This window comes from Clostridium ljungdahlii DSM 13528, assembly GCF_000143685.1.
Lineage (GTDB): Bacteria > Bacillota > Clostridia > Clostridiales > Clostridiaceae > Clostridium_B > Clostridium_B ljungdahlii.
Map to the genome: position 1 here is coordinate 3549984 of NC_014328.1, position 21884 is coordinate 3571867.

The window sequence follows — 21884 nt, forward strand, 5'->3', positions numbered from 1 at the left end:
TTGATTTAACGAGGGACTTTATTCATGAAAGTCATTATATTTGTCTAAAATACTTCTATTAGGAATTAAATCTAATAAAGTCCATTGCATTATTTTTTATACTTATAACTTACAAGCTTTAATTGATTTATAACATCCTCTACTAGATTATACATATCTTCCTTCTTTAATTTTTTTATGTCAATTCCCAAAAACTTTATCATAGGATTTTGTTTAAGCATAAAACATACACATTCTTCTGTGGTTTTAAGAAAATCCTTTTGAGCGCTGTCCAACTCTTTATTTGAATTGTGAATATAGTCATATATATAGTTAATTTTAACCTCAGGATCCTTTTTCAAGTGCTCTCTTATTTTTAATACTTCGGAATCTTTAGTATTACTAAGCTGCATTTTTATAAATTTATCTATATCACTGTTCATAGAGTTCTTATCTTGAAAAAAACCTATTGAAACCCCACAGGCATCTGCTATTTCAGTTAACAAAGCAAAACTTGGATAAGTCCTCCCCGACTCCAGGTCACCAATATAACTTTGAGATTTTTTTATATCATTGGCAAGCATCTGCTGTGTATAAAGTTTATTTATTTTTTCAGATTTATATTTTCTTGCCTCTTTTATAAGTTTTCCTAGATCCCTCTTACTTAACATTAAAATATCCACCTCCTATGAATAACCTATTTCTTAAACTGATGTGCTAGTTGATTTATAACATTAAAAATATACGCTCACAAGAGATGAATTTTCTTCTACAAAAAACTAAACGCAGATTTTTCAATAGTTCTGAAATTTAACCAGCACACTGTATAAAATCATGAACACTATATTTTTATCTGTATAACATTATACGTTTATAACGTTAATATGTCAATAATCCAACGTAAATAAACGTTATAAAAAGTATTTTTCAGATAATTTTGAAAAAAGACTCCAATTAATTAATTTCCAGTATTGAATATATATAAAAATAATGTTATATTATGGTTAACGTAAATAACGTTTAACATATGTAAAGGAAGTGTGTATATGTCTATTGATACATTAACTGGTTTACCATGGAATAAAAAGTTAGAAGTACTGAGAATAGTTAATAACTGGACTCAGGAATATGCAGCCCAAAAATGCAATACAAATCAAAAAGTCTACTGGAGCTGGGAAAATGGTAAAAATTATCCCAGGAAAAGAAGTCAAGAATCTATAGCTAAAGCATTTAAAGTTAAAATTCACGATATATTTCCTGTATAAATAATTTTGGGGGCAGCCTATGAAACAGAATAATAAGTTGAAATTGCTTAGAACCAGCAATAACATAACTCAAAAATATCTTGCAAATATGCTTCACATGAGTATCTCATGTTACAGCCGCAAAGAGCTCGGACTTAGAAATTTTACTATTAAAGAAGCTGGAGAAATAGCTAGTTTTTTTAACACTACTATAGAAAAAATTTTTTTAGAGTAATAACTCTATACTTATGAGGGGGATCAATTTATGGTAGAAGAAAAATTAAAAGAACTTCCAGTATTATTGACAGTTAAAGAAATGGCCGGCGTACTTAGGATAGGAAGGAATTCCGCTTACGAAATGGTGTATCAAAAGAAAATTCCCGTACTTAGACTTGGACCTAAGAAAATAAGAATACCAAAATATGAGCTAATACAGTGGATCAAAAATAACGTTAAAGATTTTGAATTCAACGGCTAGGCAGTCTGAGAAAACGTTTTGCAAAGTATGAGGAGGTTATTATATGGCTAAATACAGACAGGTTCATACTGACTTCTGGAATGATGGATTTGTTTTAGATTTAACTCCTGAAGAAAAATTTTTTTACATATACTTGATGACTAACTCAAACACTACCCAGTGCGGTATTTATGAGCTTCCTAAACGAATTATAGAAACCCAAACGGGTTACAATAGAGAAACAGTGGACAAACTACTTCTTAGATTTCAGGAGTATAAAAAGATATTTTACCTGGATGGAACAAAAGAAATAATGATTCTAAACTGGATTAAATATAATAAGCCTAACAATTTAAATGCTATAAAATGTGTCAATAGAGAGCTTAAAAGTGTTAAAAACAAAGAATTTGTCTCACTATTTTATAAACAGTGTCTTAATGAAGATCTGGATGTTGAAAATATTTTTGATGGAATAGAAATAGAGAATTCTGCTGATTCTGAAAATGAATCTGCTGCAGAATTAAAAGAGCCACTTACAAGCCCCTTGGAAGGGGCTTACAAGGAGCCTATAAGTAAAGAAGTAATAAGTAATAAACAAAAAATAATAAATAATAAGCAAGAAGTAAGGAGTAATAAGAGTGCAGGTGAACCTATACCTTTTGACACCTACAGTACTGTGCTGACATTTTTTGAGAAGAACATACATCCTGCAGAGGAAGCCGAGAGGGAGAAACTGCGCATGTGGAGCGGTGTTATAGATTGTGATGTGATTATCCTTGCGGTTGAGGAAGCTTTAAAATATAATGCCAGAAATATAAACTACGTTGGTAGAATACTGCAGAGCTGGAGAAAGAAAGGCTTGAAGACTGCTAATGATGTTAAAGAATATAAGAATATACGAAATCAGGGGGGAAAGTGCAGGCAGTATGATTTTAAGGAGCTTGAGAGGCAGCTGCTTGGATGGGGTGATGGATAATTTATACTTTTCATGTCTATGTGATTAAGCTACCCAATAGGATATAAATAATATACTCTATGCCATAATGCAGGAAAAAATTTATATTTATAGAATATTTACAATATCTTAATATAATAGGGGGAACTTAATGTGTATAAAAAATTAAAAAAAGTGGTTGCAGCTGCGGTAGGTTTTTTATGTCTATCTTCTTTTCATAATGTACTTGCAGCAGACTCATCAACAAAATATGATGTTACTAGAATATACGGTAATACTAGATATGAAACTTGTATAAATATATGTGACAAATTTAATAACGACAAGGTTGACAATGTGATTATAGCTAGTGGTAATAACTTTCCAGATGCACTTGCAGGAAGTGTTCTTTCTAAGAAATTAAACGCTCCTATACTATTAGTTGATAAAGAACTTACAAACAGCATGGATTCTATAGAATACTTAAAAAATCATTTTAATTATGATGGAAATGTATATATATTAGGACAAGGTGCTTCTGTAAGTGAAGAATATGTAAATTACATTAAAAATCTGGGTTGTAAAAATATTATAAGATTGGGAGGAACGGATAGATTTGATACCAATAAAAAAATAGTTGATACATTAAACGTCCAAAAAGCAACACCTGTAGTAATAACTAATGGCTATGGTTTTGCAGATGCCCTCAGCGTTTCAAGTATTGCAGCCTCAAAAGGATATCCTATTTTAATGAGTAATTCCTCAAATTTACCTGATGAAATTAAACAAAAAATCAAGGATATTCAACCATCTCAGGTTTATTTAATAGGTGGAGAAGGATCTTTAAGTAATAACATAATATCTGAAATAGAAAACACCTCTCCACAATTGGGAGCCAGCAGCATAATTAGAATAGGCGGATCTACTAGATATGATACGTCGTTAGATATAAGCAAATATTTTAATATGGATTCAGATACAGCAGTGATTACGAGTGGAAAAAACTTTCCTGATGCGTTATCCGGAAGTGCTATAGCTGCACAGAAAAATGCACCTATAATACTTACAGATGGACAAGATATATCAAGCCAGAAAAAGTATTTAGATACTACTGGATATAAAAATTTAATTTTGCTTGGCGGTACTGGAGCAATAAATACCATGTGTGAAGGCATATTAAAAGGCACCATAAGTGAGTTAGATATAATAAAAAGCAAAAGTGTTTATGAACTTAATATGAAAGACAATAACGAGGAAAATTATTCTGTATTTATATATAGTGATGATATACAGACAAAAACTGCATCGTTTGATCCAGACGCTGATTGGAATAGTGTATGGGCTGGTGCATCAGACGGAGATACATTAGTTAAAGGCCATTTTAAAATAGCAGTAGCAAAGCAAGGTGAAGATACACCTGATATATATGATAATATTATTAGTAATAATATAAATAATCCTTTTTATTCAGAAGATAATAAAATTGTACTGAACTCAAGTAGAAAATTAGTAAGAGTTCACCAAAATTCCCAGACTGGAAATCCAGATTTTCTTCTAATAGGGTTACCTGCATCAAGTAATGGATCTTTTGTAAGAGTATATTATATAAAAGATGGGAAACTTAATCTAGCAAAATTTATAGGTTCAAATGACTATGATTCTGATAATGATGATATTGTAACATTTAATTCTAAAAGTCTCTTCTTTAATCAGACAGAAGATAATACATTTGAAACATCTTCTTATGATATGAGCGGCACATGGATGTTTTATATACATTCATGGAAGTTTGATTTAGATAGTGGAAATTTTATATATCTAAGCTCTAGATCTATGAATAAAGATAATTATTTTGATTACCAAGATAAGGTCAATTAAATAGTGGTTTTTTACTGTATAATTGATGTTTTCCATTATGTCAAAAAATGGTCAATCACTGCCCTTTTACCTGTATAATCAAATAAAAAGGCGGTGGTTACCATAGAAGAGCTTGTTAGAAAAGCCAAATCCGGTGACAAAAACTCCATGGATTCTATCATTGCAAAATTCACCTGCTTCATAATAAAAAAAGCATACAAATACAATATTCCTTCCTATGACTTTGATGATCTAGTGCAGCATGGGTACCTATCTGTAATAAAAGCAGTAAAACTCTACAAAATTGGAAAAGGCTCTTTTACAACCTACTGTACAAATTCCATAGTAAATAACTTCAATGCCCTTTTAAAAGGCCAGATAAAACACTTTAGAGAAGTACAGGATGAAGGGGTGCTGTCAATTCAGCCCTATGACTTTACACTTGAAGATGAAGTTATTGCATTTGATCAGGCAGAAAAAATAAAACTTGCACTTTGCAAACTTCAGGATATAGAGATAAAAGTAATTAAATCTGTGTACATGGAAGGCAGGACACTTAAGGAAACTGCTGAAATGCTTAACATAAAATACAGACATGCCATAGAAATAAAAAAATCTGCCCTAAATAAACTGAAAAAATATCTCAAATAGCATATATATTTTTATAATGGCAAAAGGGAAGGTGATATTTATGTATGACCAGCTGGTTAGTTTAATCAGTACCGTAGGGTTCCCAATAGCAGTTAGTATATACCTGCTCATAAGATTTGAAAATAAGATTGACCTTTTAGTCAAATCTATTGAAGACTTAAGAGAAGATATATCAGCCGTTATAAAAAACCAGGAGAAGAAATAGGTAAAAGCCTATTTCTTTTTTTCTGCACTAATTTTAAGAAAGGCATATATATAAGTAAAAGTTAAAGAAAGGGGCGAATTGCTATGGCAGCAAAGTCAACAAAGCTTTCAAGTACGCTTTCTATTGTAGAAAAGACAGGGCTTAACAAACAGGGTAAAGAGATACTTAAGAAAGTTACACTTGGCAAGATTGCAATGGATGCAGCAGATCAGGATGTATATGATGTAGTAAAAGCTGTAGGTGACATACTGACTTATCCTGTAAATGAGATTCAGAAAGTGGACAGCACTGTAATTACTAACGCCTAGTTAGTAGGCAAAAATCAGGAAAGGAGGAGTTTAAATGGCAAACAGACTTAATATGAGGTTTACTACCGAGGAAGAAGGCAAATATTTTTCCCTGAGTGTGGACAACGTAAAAGAAGATGCAAATGGACAGCCTTCAGTTACCCAGGAACAGGTCGCATCTCTCATGGATCTTATAATTGCAAAGAAAATATTTGTTACTAAAAATGGTGCATTGGTTGGCAAGAAAGATGCTAAGGTTGTAACAACAGAATCAAAAGAATTTGAAATGAAATAGATCATAAAGGTCCTGCAGATGTGCAGGGCCTTTAAATTTAGGGGGTGGTATTTTGAATATAATAAATTCTAATTTAAGCTTTAGGAGCAATTTGAGCTGGGGCAATAATCCAGAAGCAGTCGTGCTCCACCATGCAGGGGCAAAGATGTGCAGCATAGAGGATATCCACAGGTGGCATCTTGAAAATGGGTGGTGCGGCTGTGGTTATCACTATCTTGTGAGGAAAGACGGTACTGTATATACGGGAAGAAATGAAAAGGCTGTAGGCGCCCACTGTCCAGGATATAATTCCAGATCTATAGGGATATGTTCTGAGGGTGACTTCAATATTGAAGTTATGAGACAAACACAGTACAGTGCATTATTAGAATTAACCCGCTCCATGTTAAGTAAGTATGAAATAAGTAAAGTATACGGACACAGGGAGCTTTATTCTACTGACTGTCCTGGAGAGAATTTTCCACTAGACAGGATAAGAAATGAGGCTGCAGGAAGCAGCGGTAGGTTAGTTTATCCAGGATATCCTATAAGAATGAATCCTGGTTTGGAGGACAGCAATGTAAAAGCTGTTCAAGAAAAGCTTATGAGTAGAGGTTACAGCGTTGGAAGATGCGGTGCTGATGGATTCTTTGGATGGGGTACCCTGGAGGCTGTGAAGAGTTTTCAGAGAGACAATGGGCTTGCAGTTGATGGCATTGTTGGAGTTAATACATGGAATAAGCTGTTTGGATAAATAAATACCAGTATAAAGAATGTTGGTATCATAAAAATGATGCCAACATTCTTTATACTATCACATCAAAACCGTAGGGTTTATCTATAATTTTTGCATTTTTATCATATCTAAGGAGATACAGTGACATGTATATATCCCCTGCACTTCCCAGTAAGTTTATTATAAAAAGTATTTCTTCAAGCCATGCAGGAAGACATAAACAAGTTAGTGATATTAATACGGAGTTCCTAAAAATTTAACGGCGAAGCAGTTTGTAATATATGTTATAATAGCTATAAATTATAATTTATTCGAAAGCGATAGGTTATGGTATGTTATTTAAAATTGGATAAAAATATTTTGTTAATTATTGAAGCTGAAATAATTTAGTTATCCTTGGGGGTATAAGAATATGATTTTAGTTGGTCCTAACTATTTAAATTCTAAGACATTACCATTTGCCTCAGATATATTTTATCATAAAAAGATAGGTTATCTTCTTCCTACAGGTTTTCATCCAACAGAAATAAATTCAGTACTGGAGTTTCCTAATTACTGCAAACTTAATTCAATAGCCCTGCCTAGTCTAGTATGGAAAATGTGTGACTTATATTTTGAAAATACGCGACAAGCATTAGAAGCAAGTGACATTTTAAAACCACTTCATAATGATTTTATTACTTTAATACAAACATCATACCCAAGGAATCGTGCTACAATAGATGAAACTAAGAAGTTTATTAAAGATAATCCTAGATTGTTAGAATGTTTTGAAAGAACATCTATTGACTTATGCTTCATTTCTAGAGAAGTACTATCACATATATTATTTGAGATATTTATTGAAGAAGGATATAGAGGTGTAGTTCAATACATTCGTGAAAATTTTAGAACAGAAGATGATTTTATTCTACTAATTGCAGCTACTATAATCAATAGACTAAAGTTATTTGAGGGGGATTCAATAGATTTGTTATTATATGATCATAGTTGGGTTCCTTTGATAGATACATATATGGAAATTAGAGAAAGTGGTATGGAAGTATGCAAAAATAGGAATGATGACTCTGATAGTTTTATGATAGATCATATGTGTTACAAGCTTTTTGAAGGAATACTCATGCCTATCTTTGGAAGATGCGACACACGGGATAAAGCTTCTTTAATTAAAAAAATTGTAATTAAGAAACAAGACGAAATAGAAAGGCTTAAGCAACAGTGTAGAGTAATTGCTATGGAAATACTATTAACGAATACAAGCAATACTTATTTAAAACAAGAAAAATTAAGGAGTATGCTAAAAAAAAGTATTTTACAACCTTTAAGTAGTTTAACTGAAAAACCTTTAAAAGATATTAAGGAGTTGTTGGCTAGCTTTTTATTGGATAGTACAGTAATAGGTGGTTTCCTTTCAATTGTGCAACAACCTGATATTAATGCCTTGAGTTTGTCAGTTGCAGCTGGAGCAGTTTCTGCAGGAGCAAGATATATTTTTAATGAAGAATCAAAGAGAATATGCAATCCAAGTGATTTATTACTTACTGGATTAAAAAAGATGAGAATAGAGTATGAGGATTATGCAAAGCAAATAGAAGAAATATCATTAAAACAAGTTTTTTATAGTAAGAAATAATCTTAAAATAAAAATTATAAATTTTTAAAACACCGTATTATTCAAAAGAATTTTACGGTGCTTTTATGCCGTATGCCAACTATTGAGGGATGAAAGTGAGTGGAAATCATAACAAAACGATATGTACTCTACCCGACCTCTGAATCCTGCAATAAAATTAGTTATTAAGTTAACTAACAAACAAGCTGTCATGTTACCAACTCCTCCCATAAAACAAGCAATGATAAAGAGCAGTGTATAGAATGAAAGTGAAATTATCAATTTGTCAAAGGTAATCAGTTTATCACAGAAATCGAGTGCACCGGCATTCTCAGTCAGGAGTTGAGTACAGTACACAATTATAAAATTATACCACATAAATATTTCATAATCAATATAGTTATTGAATGGTTAAGTCGTATTACAAATATTTTATGTAGCACTGGCCAAGCTTTAACTCTTCCCGCACTCAGACAAAAAGCTTGGCCAGTGGCTTTGATTTTAATGGGATGCTCCTCCCCAAACCCAGGAAGTAATGCTCCTCGGTCTTATACTAGACTCGGATTCCCTCGCATGGAAGCTTTGGACAAGCACTTTCTTTTTCACTTATTTTATACCTCAATAATCATCAAAATATATACTCTCTAAATTGCAGTCTCTCCCCTGCAGCGTTCAAAGCAAAAGCTTGTCCAAAGGCAAAAATTATGTAAATTCCCTCACATAATGATTCAAATAAATATGTTTTCTGCAACTTTATAAAACTAACTTTTATACTTTTTACAAAATAAAATTAGCCTATATCTATGGGCTAAGCAGCGTAATTCAAATATGAACATATTATTATTTCTGCTATTTTACTGCATTGATATGTTTTATTTATATATCATTATATTAGTTTTTAAACTACACAGGTAATCTATATTATTCTACTCTTTTATTATTGTCACTGATAAAAATTTATATAAATTATTATATATAAATACTACTTTATATATAATATATATCTTCTTCTCACCTATATACTTTTAAATAATAAATCGCTGTATATTTTCTTTGAGCACCAGCACTTTTTTAGTCCTCGTCAGCCTTATAACAGTTAAGTCTCTAGACAAAAATAAAAGGAAGGCTTCCTGCGGATAAAGTGCTTCCTTAATAAATCGTAAGAAGTTCCTATTTTAACTGTACTGCCGATGTATTCCTCTGGGGTCATCCTGCTACGCATAAAGTATTTAATTAAATTGGATTTTTCACGCACGGTTGGCGCCTTTGACAAGCCCAGGGCTAGTCCACCTTATACATGCCCTTTGCAGGGCAGGCATAAGGACGGCTTGGGTATATAACAATTCAAAATGTTAACTTTAATTACTAATTATATGAATAATGGGAAGTTGAAATAACTTATATATACGATTAATTTGATTTCTATAGTAGCCAATACTTCCTTTCTACTCCAAATGAACCTTTTTCATTTGCACTAAAACCCAATTGTTTACAATATCTCTCATATTCTTTCTCCAATTCTAAATTAAAAGCTGGCTTACAATCTAAAATATCTGAAATAGCTGGATTTGTTTCTCTTCCATCCTTATTCTTATTATTTAAATGTGCATCCATATTGTTATCTGCATATCCAATAAACCTGCTTGGATAAAATTTGTAAGAACTACCTTTCTTTATAGCAATAAAACATGTACCTTTTTTTATTAATGCTAAAGCAAACTCTTTTTCTTGTTCACTTCCCTTGCTTATATAAGTATCCAATAACGTACCATTAGTTAAAATTTCATTTTTATTTTTTACTAAATTTAAACACACAATAATCTCCTCCCTACATAGTTAATTAATAGTAGTTCTATAAACTGTAAATTATTAGCCGGATAATTTTTATTGATTTTATTCTTATCACCATATAAATCAGCCCTCATTTCTTTAAAACAACGAGATAACAATCTATCATGTTGCTTTGAATAATCGCGTTCTTTATCACCCTTTATATGATTGATAACTAAATTATGATACAGTTATAATGGCAGTAATAGTTCCTATTAAAGCTATAATATATTGATTCATAGTAGTTCCTCCAAATTTCTGATCATATATTCTATTAAGCAATGATTTATCAATACATATTATCTATACTTTCCCCAAACTTCAATAATACCTTATAGATATAATATAAATAATAAGAAGTTATATTAAGCTTTCTTAGTGCCATTACTTATATATGAGTTATCTTATAATTTAAGAAAATTGAATCTTAGCGTTCCGTGTTGCTGGCATTCAAAGACCTTAGATAGTTGTTACGTTAGGTTTTAAAATATACCTTAGTGATGGTTTCAAAATTCTCTTAAAATGATTTGCCATCCAAAATAAACAGCAACATTTTGTTATATAAAGTCAATGCTTACGTTCACAAACATCTTAAATTTGAAAGTCTTAAAAATTAAAATTAATCCAATAAAGTGTATATTATATCTTCTTGGAATTCTAGTTTTCTTCGATTTGTCTTTATCATTAATTGAATGCAATATATTACAGCAGAGTAGCCAAAGACACCATTTTTCCAAAAAAGTTTATCTAGTTTCTCAACAGAATCTAATGCATCATGTATAAGAGTTGGCCTGAATAATTTTTGTTTTCCATGTGCAATTTTAGACCTCAACTGATAAAAACCATCTACAAATTTATTAATTTTTGATTCATCATAACATTCTTTTAAAAGTAATTTAAGTTTTCCTTTTATTTGTGACTGTGAGAACCTATCGTTTGAAACTAAAATTGATTCTAATGCCATAGCAATCCACATTAAAGATAATGGACTAGAATCATAATGAAAATATCTAAAATAATTTAAGAATATCCCAATAGTACTTTCTGGTACCTCATTCCAAAAATCATTTTGTTCTAAAAGCCATTTCCATACTTTGAAAAAGTCAATCATATCAATAATATCCCTATTAAAATTACCGTAGTCTAATGATATATAGGCAAGAGAGGGCGATAATAGTTTTTCATAATAAAGAGGTTTTGACTCTATATCATCTAAAAACAACATTATTTTTAAGAAATCAATTCTTGCTGGCTGAGATATCTGTAAAGCTAAAAATAAATCATTAATCCTAACCTCAAACTCCTGTAGTAGTATTTGTTTTTTCTGCCCTGCAATATCTTTTTCAGATCTATAAGATTGTAAATCTTCATCGGAATGTTTAATTTCTCCTAAAAATACTTCGCCTTCAACTGTAATATGCCCTAATGTACTTTTTATCTTAAAAGGAATTAAATCTGTTTGATCTGTAAAAGGTATTTCAATATTCATATTATTTAGATCTTCAACTAACCAATTGGGCTGTCCAACGTTTTCCCAAGCAGGTATTCTATAATTATCTCTAACTTCTATTTCAGCTCTTAATTTACTTTTCATATGTACTCCTTTCTCTTGTAAACAAAGATATATTTACCTATATTGGACTGGGTAATATGGATAATGAAAAATTAATTTTATATTATTGTACACATACTAACTAATACTTTGATTTATTTGCAAATCCAGCAACAAACATTCCCGTACACATTATCCCTAATAAAGCTTCTGATCCACAAATTAGTCTTAACCTACTAGTCTGTGGTAAAATATCGCCATAACCTAACGTGGAAAATGTAATAACAGAAAAATACAGTGAATCACTATAATTTTTAACTGTATTTAAGCTACATTTATTAGAGAAGTAAATACACGAATAGAATAATATAGCTAAAAATGATATTAGCAATGTACGACTAGGTTTTTCGCCATATCCCCAAAAAATATTTTCTAAAAAAGATGATATATATTTTATTTTTCTCTTAAATATCTCAACAGAAAAAACGTATTTAGGAAAGAAGAATAGCTCTATATAGTATAAAATTCTTTCAAAAAAATATTTAAGTAAACCTTTTAGTTCAATTTCCTTATTCCAAAACTGAACTATTAAACTTGTAATTGGGTAACGATTTGATAGCCTAGGATATTTTTTCTCCCAAGGAATATGAGAAAAAAGTAACGTCTTTGCTTCATATTTTCTTTCTAAAATGTAGTATTTAGAAGCTTCACTCCTATTTCCATTGCTTTGAAAAGCTGTTCTTATTCTTCGTAAATTATCATATTCAAAAAAAACATCACATTTAGTGCTTATTGTATACTTAAAACCATTTATTTCACAATTATTAATTCCAATTTTGTAAATATCACACTTATCCAATTCTAAATTGTAAACATTAGAATTCTCAATCATAAAGCCATATCTATCTTGTGTATGGAACTGGCATTTATGATAATGTATATCTTGTATAGAACTATTATTACAGTAGAAATTATCCATAACACATTGAAAAAAATACAAAAAATAAACTTTAGAATTTATAAAAATCATATCACTACAACTAGAATATGATATATTAGGTCCTTCAGCAACAAAATTATCAATTAATTTAATACCGTCCATATCAGTAAAATCTAAATTTCTATTTCTGATAACTAATAAAGGAGATAATCTTACTCCACCTAATTTCAAAACTTGAAATTTGTTATAAAGAACTGCTCTTGTAATATTTACACCATTAGATAATGTCTCTGTTCTTTTACAATTAAATATAAAAGTATCTGTTTTACCTTCGTTGGGTAATTGAAAATCAATAAAATTCCTCTTTTTAAGCTTTCTTTGTCCCCATAATATGTAAGGAATAATTTTTCGTTCTTCTTGTATAACATTATTACTATTATTTTTTAATATATTCAACATTTTATCATCAATTATTCTACAGTACCTATGGTTCTCATCATTATATCTTACATATCTTACAAAATTTTTTTCAGAATCCCCTTTAAATAAACTACCAGTTGGTACAACTTCTAATAATAATTGGTTATTAAAATTATTAACTTCTACCCACTCATCAAAATATGGAAGATTATCAGAAAAATACTGAAATAAAATTGGTAAATCATTTTCTCTTCTCCATTGATTAAATGTGAAATCATCCATTTGCCACAAACTGCTAGGATCTTTAAATGGTATTGTAATCATCAGCACCCTCCATCCATATATTGGCATTCAATCTTCTTCTTTAACAAATTCTAAAACTTCTAATTATAGACAGTACTTACGCAACACAAAAAGAACATTGAAAAATCAATAGCTTTAAGCACTTAACTTATCCCAAATGGTTGTTGCTATGGGATTTGTAACATCATTTACCTGTTTACTTTTACAATCTTTTGATGCTAAATTAATAATATAAAGAACATTATTAACTTTTACTTGAACAAATTCTTGTAATAAGGAGATAGTTTCACCAATTGTGTTAAGATTATTTTTTAATTGTAGTATCTTCACAAAAATGAAGGATATAAATACTAAAGAAAAGTATCCCTCTAACTTTTTAAGACTTCTTACTTGAACTTTTTCAAAATTTAGAAATTGCTTAATGTCTCTAAAAAATACTTCTATGTCCCAACGGCATAAGTATTTCTTTACAATATCCTGTGCAGGCGCATCAAGCATATCAGTTATGATAAATCTGGTATTTTTAACAGCAGCACCATAGCCGTTTTTGACAAGTGCTAACCTAACGGTTCCAATACCATATAAATCAACTATTATAGCTTTGATATAAAAACCTGCAGCTGTATAAAATCTGTACTGCCTTTTATTGAAAAGCATACTTACAGTTTTTACATTAAGGTTAAAGCTATTTTTGTAAGTTACCTTACGGTTATTTTTAAGCATACACACGTAGTGGTAGTTACATTTTTTTAGTAAAGTTAATAATGCTTTTGAGGAATACCAGGTATCGAATGTGACATATTCGACCTGTAATCCAAATTTGTGAGCGAAGGTTATCATATTTATTGCCAATTCAAGCTTGGTGTGATAATCTTCGCATTTTTGCTTTGGAATCCATATTCGAAAGCAAACAGGTACTTTAAACCATCCATTTGACCACAACAAAACAACTATATGCATTCCCCATACATATCTATTATTTGTATGATCATAAACGGAAGTAGTTGGAAAAATATTTTTACCGAAAGGTTTCCTGATAATAACATCGTCAATGATTAAATAACCCAGTTTAGCCGTTTGTGACTGTATACACTGGATAAATAAAATAATGATATTGTTATTATTTATAGAAACTAACGGTAATAATATCGTTAATGAATCATGAGATACCCATACAAGTTTTTGTGCAATATGTGTAGCAGCAGGATTATTGAAAAGAATTATTCCCATACAAAAAGTTACAAATATAATAGTGCTATTTTGTGGAAATAAAGATTTATCAAAATTAAATTTGTATACTAAATCCATAATTAAATCATGAATTTCATATTTGTTAACAGAAATATTATTAAAGAAATTATTGTTATTTTCCAAAATACATCCCTGTCTAAAATATACTACAAATAGGATCTTCAACTATATGATTAATTTATGGTAATTCCCATAGCAACAACCTTTTATATAATAGTTTAATGTTTAAACCATTGATTTTCCTATGATTAAATCATCCTGCGTAAGTACTGTTATAGACATAATCCACTATACCTACTACACATCTATATAACAAGATGGCATGTCCTAATTATATCACGTAAATCCATATTATTCCCTATACTTACAAAATAATCATTATCATATATAGATACAAAATACGATTTATATAGGGTGGACTTGCCTTGTAACGCCGGCCATATAAGCAATATCTACTATAACCATATCTATGCCGGGTGTTAGAAGCATGTCCATCCTTTCGCCTGTATACTACAAGTTATTCATGAATATCTAAAAAGAGCTATTTAAAGCTTAATGCATATAAAGACCTCTGAATACTCCCCTGAACGCTTGTTTATTTCGCTAAACAATAGATTTGACGACTGTATCAAGCTTGTGACCTAAAGAATTTACCCAAGGCTCTGCTACAAGCTTGTACTTTCGTTAAATCTCCCTTTGTTTAGCGAAGTAGCACAAGCGAAAGACCCCAGAGGAATACCAGAAAGGGGTGGACCTGTCTTGCTGCGAAACCTTATATGGACATGTCTTTTTAATGCTTGTACATGAAAGGTTTCTGCAGGGAGCACGTCTGTCCCCTGCACTCTGCCGGGTACCCAAACAAAGAACTAGATAGGAACCTGTTCTTTTTTTGGTGGCAGTTAAAGTGCTCGAATATATAGGATATGAACTATATACTATACCAATTATACTTATGTTACAGTTTAATTTATTTTACTTTTATAATTAATGACTATATGTAGTTATGGATTATATCTAATTTAAGTCATTTTAATAAATTGAAACTTATTTTTACCCATCATACTTATGATTTATAAAATTGATATTACATATGTTATTACAAGAGCGGAATCTATTTTTTTATGATGAGGTTTACTGAATAGAATATTATGTTTGCCTTTGGGCTAGCTATTTTTTTGAACATAGTGAAAAATAATAGCTAGTCCAAAGCTTCCATGCGACTGAAAGAAGCCTATTATAGAACTTCGAAGAATTACTTCCTGGGTTTTGGGGTGGAGCATCCCATTAAAATTAATTGCTGTGGACATGCTTTAATTCTGAGTGTGGGAAGATTTAAAGCTTGGCCATAGCTTCATAAAACTTACCATTACACCACATGGGATTTTATCCATAGTACAATGCCTTCTTGTTTAAGTTCTCCTTTTGCTATATCTAATCCCATATCAATGAGTTCTCCTTGAGTAAATTTTATTTTTATTTTGTTATATTCAAGAAGTATTAACATTACATATAATCCTGTTCTTTTATTGCAATCTACAAAAGGATGATTATTTATTATGTTAAAACATATATTAGCACATTTATCTTGAATTTCAGGATATAAATCTTGGCCATCAAATGTTGCCTTTGAGTTTTCTATTGCAGATTTTAAAAGATTTATATCCCTAATCCCATGTGATCCTCCTGTAGTATTTATCATTTTTTCATGCAATTTTAATATATATTCAACTGAAATATACTTCATCTATCTGCTAACTCCTTAAATGCATACATATTTTCTTTTAAAATTTTATCAGCAATTTTATCTAAATTTTCTTCTTCTGAAGATGCTTCTTTGCTAAATTCATCAAAATCTAAAAGAACATATTTAGGTTTATTATTTTTCATTATTACTACAGATTTACTTTCATCAACAAGTTTAGCTACTTTAGAAAAATTTTGATTAGCTTCTGACATTGAAATTATTTTTTGGGTATTTACTAACATTAATATTCCTCCTACCTCATATATTTATTTTATATTTATTATTATATCACAAAATAGGATTAATTTATCCTATTTTAATAAATATATTATGCTATTTTCAAAGTTTAAAACATTTATATTTAATACCAATGGGTATAAAATAAACCTGACTGCATCTTTAACAGTCAAGTTTTAAATTATTCCACTCCTAATGCCTTAAACACTGCATCCTCTGGAGTCTGATAAAATGATATTTGAAATTTAGCAAATAACTCTGGCGGCACAATTCCAATATCCACTGCTGATGACATCGGAATCAATATTTTCTTTGCACCAGAATCAAAGCATACCTGCAGCACATTTGCTAGTTCTTCCACCTTACTTATAGTTCCACCTATACTCATAGATCCTAAAACAACTATCTGACTTTGTGCCGGTCTATTCATTGCAGCAGAACACAGGGCAATAAATGCTGTTAAAGCCAGTTCACTTGTAAGACCAACTCCATGAATATCCTGAACATGCATCAAATAATCTTTTGTTCCAGTACTTATTGTGCCACTAATATTCTTAGAATTTGCTTTAAAAAATCTAAAAGCTGTTTCAATGGCTTCCTTTGCCTCTCTATCTGAGCCAAGTCCAGTTTTTTCAAACTTTCCTGAACCATTTACAACTTTCGTTTCTATCTTATATGCTCCAATCATTCCAGATCTTCCTCTTCCAATTGTATATAGATGTCCTGCCTTACCTATACCTTCTGGAATAATCTTGCCGCCCCCCTGTTCCGGAACAGATACAAATTCCTCTTCCATTGTTTCATTATCTATATAAGAAAAATTAACATCATAAAACTCCATTCCACCAATCTTTTTTAACTGTTCCTTTACTCGGCGTCTACCTACAAGAGCATATCTTAATATTTCAGCAATATCGTCCTTATTATATTCTCCATTTGGATATATAAGTTTAGTCAAGCCAGAAACTGTTTTTCTTACTGCTATTACATCTCTTTGATTTAGATTATTTCCTAATTTAAAATACTTATCAAAAGCATCAGTAAATGAATGCTTTCTCATTTCTCTACACCATTCTGATAAATAATCAGTTATATATCCATACTCATCCGTTAAAAATTCCGGACGCATCTTGGGAACTTCCCAGCCTGGTAAATAATAATGCATTCTATCAAAGAAAGCAGAATCATTTGCCATAGCCTCTGGAAATGGTTCAAATAGATGAGATGTTTTTAAAAGCACTTCTACACTTTGATTTATATTACCTACAAAAATCATTGAAGCAGATGCATTCTTTTCCTCTCTTCCTCTAGCAAAAGATCCTGAAGCCATATAATCTTTCATTATCTGTATTCCATCATTATCTTTAAATGTAATTCCTGCAACTTCATCAAAAGCAACAGCATCCCACATTCCAACAAGTCCAATTTTTCTTGAAGCCATGTTATAAAAAAGATTGGCAACTGTAGTTTGTCCTCCAGAAATCAATATTGAATTTGGAGATATTTCCTTGTAAATATGAGATTTACCTGTTCCTCGCGGCCCAAGTTCACATAAATTATAATTATTTTCAACAAGTGGAACTATTCGCTCTAGCATGTGCCATTTTACACTATAGTCTAATTGTGTAGGCTCCATACCTATACTTCTTATTAAAATGTCTATCCACTCTTCTTTAGTAAAATTCTTTCTGCCTTCCATTATTTCATCAATATCCAAATTAGGCATTTGAATCGGCGTTAGACTATCAATATTGAATGGGCTTACATCTCTAGCAGTTTCATCATAAAAGTAAGATATTTTAACTATATTCCAAATTCCACCTGATAATAGTTTTTCAAATTCTCTAACATAATGTGATGATATTACTACACCTTTTAAACCAAGGTTAGAAAATTCTGCTTCGTAAACATCCTTCTTTTCGTTTAGCTTTACGCTTACTTTATCAATTACAGTATATCTACCTAGCTCTTTTATTTTTGACTTTATTTTTTCTGCTTCATCTGGCCTTACAAAGTTATCTGCAAGTATTTTTTTAACTCTCTCTACACCATCATTTATGCTATCTTCATCATATGTAGCACAGTACATTCCAAGCAAATATTCTAATACATAAACTGGGACATTTGCTCCTTCTTTTATTTTTTTAGTTAAATCTTTTCTAACAACTCTACCTTGAAAGTAGGTATTAAGTTTTTTACTTAATTCATCCATCCCTTATCACTCCACTTGCCTAACCTCTATTCATACATAGGTTGATTAATAATTCCTTTTCTTGTTCAGTAATTACTCTTGGATTTAAAGTCTTATCCTTGATTGCCTCTAACTCAGAACATCCTGCCGCAAGTTTTCTATTGAAGTAAGCATCATCTGCACCATATGTTGTTAGTTTACCCATTAATGCTCTATCAAGTAATAACGGTGCTGTTAATATCTTTGAATGATTTCTATCACCAATTACCACAACTTCATCTACTTTTGCATCGCATTTGAGAGCATTAATTTCACTATCGTGTTGTCCTTTAATAAGTATCTTTTCTACCTCAAAATAAGCTGTAATAAATCTTTTTTGTTCAATATTAGCATTAAAGAATATATAAGATCCTGGAATAATATGTTCTTTAATTATATCTCCATTTTTTCTACTATTGCCATAAACAAGCTGAGTAAAATTAGGATCCACATGCCCTTCCTCTGCACACTCTGCACTATAAGTTATTAAAATATGTTCCATACCTCTTCCCCCTATTCAAATCTTAAAATTCAAAATCATTAGATATCGCAATATCAATAATAAATGGTATCTTCTCATATATATTCTCTACCGCTTCTTCCTCATCTTCCATTATTAAGTAATATTTCTTTTTCTTATCATATGTCATGCTTTTCAATATAAACTTCTCTTTATAACTTCTGTCCTCAGGTTTAGTAGATTTACTATCAGCAATAATTATATTTTCATTACTAATTCTATTTCCTTCTTCATCAGTAAAATAAATTTTTAATCTTACTGGTATCTTTTTATCCTCTACCTTCTCAGTTTGGAAAAACTCTAAGTAAGTTATAACACTAGTAATTTTTCTTGAGATATTGGTAAGTTTAACTTCTACTTTTCTTGTATCTGATTTTCCATTCTTACTTCGATCATTTTTAAACTTTATAACTGGAACTACAATTTCCTGTAATGTTGCTCCTCCATGAACAAAGTTTGCTCCTTCTCCTTGAACCTTAAATCTATTTGATCCTCTAGGAACAGTAACATACTTACCGCTGTCTTTTCCTAGTATATAATCCATAGAGAAACAAATTGTCCCTTCCATGTTTTGTTTTTTATCACTGATTATAAATCTCCGCTTTTCAACTGCTGCATCTTCTGCATTTTTAGATGTCTTATCACTTTCAGTTATTAAGCCTCGCTTATATATAAATCCGTGATCTGAAGTAATATATATATTTGAAGCACTAACATTATTAATCAAGTCATTTATTAAAGTTTTTAACTCCTTAAAAGTTTCATCCACAGCATTAAATACTTCTCTTTCTGTTGCTGCATGATCCCCTACTGCGTCTATAGAATTATGGTATATATATATTAATTTCTTTCCATTAAAAGTTTTTCTAAATTCACTTCTTGACATTTCTATTAAATCTTTATATTGAATAGCAACACTGTTCTCAGAGTATTTTAGTAAAACTTTTTCTCTATTATCTGTTCCAGCAGAATTAATGCCGTCTACTATTATTTCTGCTTTATCATCTATTTCAATCTTATCGTTAGGGAGTAAACTTGCCATACCCAATTTGGTATAAGAAGGTATTACCCCCTGCATAGCATATATTTCCGTAAAGCCTTTTCTTTCAATATTTAATATATCACTAAACTCTTTTGCAGCCTCATATCTCAATGCATCTGATATAATTACAAATACTCTTTCACCTTTAATCACGTGCTGTCTTATAAAAGTATTGTAGAAATCCTTTTGCTCAGTAATAAGTGGTATATTCCAATTATCTTGTAATTCGTCACTAATTGCATTAGACCATTTAACTGATAATTCATCTACAAACCAATTTACATAAGTATTTTCTACTTTCTCTCTTAATTCAACCAATGCTTCCTTATCTTCCAATTTGTCAAAGGCTGCATAAAATCTTCTATATGCCTTATCTATTACATAATTCTCATTTGTATACTTTTCAAAAAACTCTTGGACTTTATATTGTCTTATAAATTCACCTATGTTCTTTTTAACTTTAAACAATTCCACAGCAGCATTTATAGCTTCATATTCCTGTTCAAAATCATTGAAAAAGTGCGTTGTTCTTCTCGCTGATATTATTTCAGTATATTTATCATATTCACCAATATCATCTAACAGTTGTTCCACTAGTTTACTTATAATTGCCTTATCAAAAGCCTTAAATACATCACATTTTATGTAATTATCAATATCCCATTCTTTTATATACAGCTGTATATTTAATTTATCTTCAAATTTATTTGAAAGTGCATCATATATTTTTGAATCTACAGAATGACTCATAAAGTGGCTCATGAATACTATACAGTCTGATTTTTTAGAAGATACATATTTTCCCCAAGTTCTTGGTATAGCTTCATCTAGTGTATAGCTCAAATTTGTAACCATAAAAAATAATATTAATTTTTCTAAATTTTTGTCCTCTAAATTAAATCCATAATATTTCTCAGCTAATCTCCAAAATGCTTTTACATCACCAAACTTTTCTATAGCCTCTAAATATTTATTGTTATCTTTTAATTCTTCTGCAAACAATGCTTTTATCACCGATTCAATGTCACAAACATCTAATTTACACAATACAGAAAGCACTGCTATATCAATTTTTTCTTCTGTATAATTTTCTATTTCATATTTCATAAAGCTTGCATATCTTTCTTTATTATTAAAGAACTTTAGATACCTCTTAAAAACACCCTTTAAGCTATCATCATTTACCCCAAGTTCTCTCATGATAGCAGTAGTTTTATCTGTAGAAAACTCAGTACTATATTTTAAAATATCTAAGAGATAATTTTCCCTTGGTGATGGTTTCTGCATATTAGCATAAATAAGAAAATGTGATATCTTATCAACTTTTTCAATTTCATATTTTATTGCATAACTATTATTTTCAGTAAGCTTTAAAACCCTTACATTATCAGGGCTTAATTCATCTATATCTTCAGCAAATTCGCCTTCCTCATCATACCAGAAAACTATATGCCTCTTTTTTCCGCAGTCAAGTTCCTTATTAAACGTTTCTGTTAATACATTTTTTATCTCTTTTAAATTCATATTTCATCAACTTCCCTTTAAACAAGTTCAGCAGACCATGTCTGCTGAACTATTA

21 protein-coding genes are annotated in these 21884 nt (G+C 30.4%); 11 read left to right on the top strand and 10 right to left on the bottom strand.

Annotation, left to right across the window (positions count from 1 at the left end; translation table 11 throughout):
• Positions 1-89: 89 nt before the first annotated feature.
• Positions 90-650 (bottom strand): helix-turn-helix domain-containing protein, encoded by a 561-nt coding sequence (locus tag CLJU_RS16005; RefSeq protein WP_013239878.1) that lies wholly within the window; start codon positions 648-650, stop codon positions 90-92.
• A gap of 375 nt (positions 651-1025) precedes the next feature.
• Between CLJU_RS16005 and CLJU_RS16010 the strand changes: the two genes are divergently transcribed.
• The 11 genes from CLJU_RS16010 (at position 1026) to CLJU_RS16060 (ending at position 8257) form a co-directional block, all read left to right on the top strand.
• Positions 1026-1244 carry a helix-turn-helix transcriptional regulator gene (locus CLJU_RS16010; RefSeq protein WP_041705182.1) on the top strand — a complete coding sequence of 73 codons (219 nt, stop codon included), beginning with the start codon at positions 1026-1028 and terminating at the stop codon, positions 1242-1244.
• 19 nt (positions 1245-1263) lie between these two features.
• Entirely contained in the window at positions 1264-1458 is a 195-nt protein-coding gene (locus tag CLJU_RS16015) for a helix-turn-helix transcriptional regulator (protein ID WP_013239880.1), read from the top strand.
• A gap of 30 nt (positions 1459-1488) precedes the next feature.
• Entirely contained in the window at positions 1489-1701 is a 213-nt protein-coding gene (locus CLJU_RS16020; protein WP_013239881.1) for a helix-turn-helix domain-containing protein, read from the top strand.
• Between the two features lie 43 nt (positions 1702-1744).
• Positions 1745-2656: a DnaD domain-containing protein gene (locus tag CLJU_RS16025; protein WP_013239882.1), complete on the top strand. Its 912-nt coding sequence runs from the start codon at positions 1745-1747 to the stop codon at positions 2654-2656.
• A gap of 132 nt (positions 2657-2788) precedes the next feature.
• Positions 2789-4492: a cell wall-binding repeat-containing protein gene (locus CLJU_RS16030; protein WP_013239883.1), complete on the top strand. Its 1704-nt coding sequence runs from the start codon at positions 2789-2791 to the stop codon at positions 4490-4492.
• Positions 4493-4639: 147 nt separating this feature from the next.
• A complete protein-coding gene (locus CLJU_RS16035; RefSeq protein ID WP_049781926.1) occupies positions 4640-5122 on the top strand; it encodes a sigma-70 family RNA polymerase sigma factor in 483 nt (160 codons plus the stop codon).
• Positions 5123-5162: 40 nt separating this feature from the next.
• Positions 5163-5327, top strand: coding sequence for a YvrJ family protein (locus CLJU_RS21830; RefSeq protein ID WP_023162382.1), 165 nt, complete (start codon positions 5163-5165; stop codon positions 5325-5327).
• Between the two features lie 83 nt (positions 5328-5410).
• Positions 5411-5635 carry a DUF1659 domain-containing protein gene (locus CLJU_RS16045; RefSeq protein WP_013239886.1) on the top strand — a complete coding sequence of 75 codons (225 nt, stop codon included), beginning with the start codon at positions 5411-5413 and terminating at the stop codon, positions 5633-5635.
• 34 nt (positions 5636-5669) lie between these two features.
• On the top strand, positions 5670-5909 hold the full coding sequence (locus CLJU_RS16050) for a DUF2922 domain-containing protein (protein WP_013239887.1): 240 nt from the start codon (positions 5670-5672) through the stop codon (positions 5907-5909).
• 52 nt (positions 5910-5961) lie between these two features.
• Entirely contained in the window at positions 5962-6642 is a 681-nt protein-coding gene (locus tag CLJU_RS16055) for a peptidoglycan recognition protein family protein (RefSeq protein ID WP_013239888.1), read from the top strand.
• 394 nt (positions 6643-7036) lie between these two features.
• Positions 7037-8257 (top strand): hypothetical protein, encoded by a 1221-nt coding sequence (locus CLJU_RS16060; protein WP_013239889.1) that lies wholly within the window; start codon positions 7037-7039, stop codon positions 8255-8257.
• Positions 8258-9658: 1401 nt separating this feature from the next.
• Here the strand turns inward: CLJU_RS16060 and CLJU_RS16065 are convergent.
• The 9 genes from CLJU_RS16065 to pglZ all read right to left on the bottom strand — a co-directional run bounded on the left by CLJU_RS16065 (position 9659) and on the right by pglZ (position 21829).
• On the bottom strand, positions 9659-10051 hold the full coding sequence (locus tag CLJU_RS16065; protein WP_013239890.1) for a hypothetical protein: 393 nt from the start codon (positions 10049-10051) through the stop codon (positions 9659-9661).
• Between the two features lie 634 nt (positions 10052-10685).
• Positions 10686-11660, bottom strand: a complete 975-nt coding sequence (locus CLJU_RS16070) for a hypothetical protein (RefSeq protein ID WP_013239891.1) — start codon at positions 11658-11660, stop codon at positions 10686-10688.
• A gap of 100 nt (positions 11661-11760) precedes the next feature.
• On the bottom strand, positions 11761-13302 hold the full coding sequence (locus CLJU_RS16075; protein ID WP_013239892.1) for a potassium channel family protein: 1542 nt from the start codon (positions 13300-13302) through the stop codon (positions 11761-11763).
• A 114-nt stretch (positions 13303-13416) separates the two neighbouring features.
• Positions 13417-14655, bottom strand: coding sequence for a transposase (locus CLJU_RS16080; protein WP_013239893.1), 1239 nt, complete (start codon positions 14653-14655; stop codon positions 13417-13419).
• Between the two features lie 1243 nt (positions 14656-15898).
• Positions 15899-16276, bottom strand: coding sequence for a type II toxin-antitoxin system death-on-curing family toxin (locus tag CLJU_RS16085; protein ID WP_013239894.1), 378 nt, complete (start codon positions 16274-16276; stop codon positions 15899-15901).
• On the bottom strand, positions 16273-16518 hold the full coding sequence (locus tag CLJU_RS16090; protein ID WP_013239895.1) for a type II toxin-antitoxin system Phd/YefM family antitoxin: 246 nt from the start codon (positions 16516-16518) through the stop codon (positions 16273-16275). The genes CLJU_RS16085 and CLJU_RS16090 overlap by 4 nt, the downstream gene beginning before the upstream one ends.
• Before the next feature lie 176 nt (positions 16519-16694).
• Positions 16695-18725 carry a protease Lon-related BREX system protein BrxL gene (gene brxL / locus CLJU_RS16095; RefSeq protein WP_013239896.1) on the bottom strand — a complete coding sequence of 677 codons (2031 nt, stop codon included), beginning with the start codon at positions 18723-18725 and terminating at the stop codon, positions 16695-16697.
• Positions 18726-18744: 19 nt separating this feature from the next.
• Positions 18745-19245, bottom strand: coding sequence for a hypothetical protein (locus tag CLJU_RS16100; RefSeq protein WP_013239897.1), 501 nt, complete (start codon positions 19243-19245; stop codon positions 18745-18747).
• A 22-nt stretch (positions 19246-19267) separates the two neighbouring features.
• Positions 19268-21829, bottom strand: a complete 2562-nt coding sequence (gene pglZ, locus CLJU_RS16105) for a BREX-1 system phosphatase PglZ type A (protein ID WP_013239898.1) — start codon at positions 21827-21829, stop codon at positions 19268-19270.
• Positions 21830-21884 lie beyond the last annotated feature (55 nt).

Bases quoted from the DNA above. Each gene is read 5' to 3' on its own strand.
- CLJU_RS16005 (WP_013239878.1), bottom strand. From the start codon at position 650: ATGTTAAGTAAGAGGGATCTAGGAAAACTTATAAAAGAGGCAAGAAAA.
- CLJU_RS16075 (WP_013239892.1), bottom strand. From the start codon at position 13,302: ATGATTACAATACCATTTAAAGATCCTAGCAGTTTGTGGCAAATGGAT.
- CLJU_RS16025 (WP_013239882.1), top strand. From the start codon at position 1,745: ATGGCTAAATACAGACAGGTTCATACTGACTTCTGGAATGATGGATTT.
- CLJU_RS16045 (WP_013239886.1), top strand. From the start codon at position 5,411: ATGGCAGCAAAGTCAACAAAGCTTTCAAGTACGCTTTCTATTGTAGAA.
- CLJU_RS16050 (WP_013239887.1), top strand. From the start codon at position 5,670: ATGGCAAACAGACTTAATATGAGGTTTACTACCGAGGAAGAAGGCAAA.
- brxL (WP_013239896.1), bottom strand. From the start codon at position 18,725: ATGGATGAATTAAGTAAAAAACTTAATACCTACTTTCAAGGTAGAGTT.
- CLJU_RS16035 (WP_049781926.1), top strand. From the start codon at position 4,640: ATGGATTCTATCATTGCAAAATTCACCTGCTTCATAATAAAAAAAGCA.
- CLJU_RS16015 (WP_013239880.1), top strand. From the start codon at position 1,264: ATGAAACAGAATAATAAGTTGAAATTGCTTAGAACCAGCAATAACATA.
- CLJU_RS16060 (WP_013239889.1), top strand. From the start codon at position 7,037: ATGATTTTAGTTGGTCCTAACTATTTAAATTCTAAGACATTACCATTT.
- CLJU_RS16100 (WP_013239897.1), bottom strand. From the start codon at position 19,245: ATGGAACATATTTTAATAACTTATAGTGCAGAGTGTGCAGAGGAAGGG.
- CLJU_RS21830 (WP_023162382.1), top strand. From the start codon at position 5,163: ATGTATGACCAGCTGGTTAGTTTAATCAGTACCGTAGGGTTCCCAATA.
- CLJU_RS16085 (WP_013239894.1), bottom strand. From the start codon at position 16,276: ATGAAGTATATTTCAGTTGAATATATATTAAAATTGCATGAAAAAATG.
- CLJU_RS16090 (WP_013239895.1), bottom strand. From the start codon at position 16,518: ATGTTAGTAAATACCCAAAAAATAATTTCAATGTCAGAAGCTAATCAA.
- pglZ (WP_013239898.1), bottom strand. From the start codon at position 21,829: ATGAATTTAAAAGAGATAAAAAATGTATTAACAGAAACGTTTAATAAG.
- CLJU_RS16020 (WP_013239881.1), top strand. From the start codon at position 1,489: ATGGTAGAAGAAAAATTAAAAGAACTTCCAGTATTATTGACAGTTAAA.
- CLJU_RS16070 (WP_013239891.1), bottom strand. From the start codon at position 11,660: ATGAAAAGTAAATTAAGAGCTGAAATAGAAGTTAGAGATAATTATAGA.
- CLJU_RS16010 (WP_041705182.1), top strand. From the start codon at position 1,026: ATGTCTATTGATACATTAACTGGTTTACCATGGAATAAAAAGTTAGAA.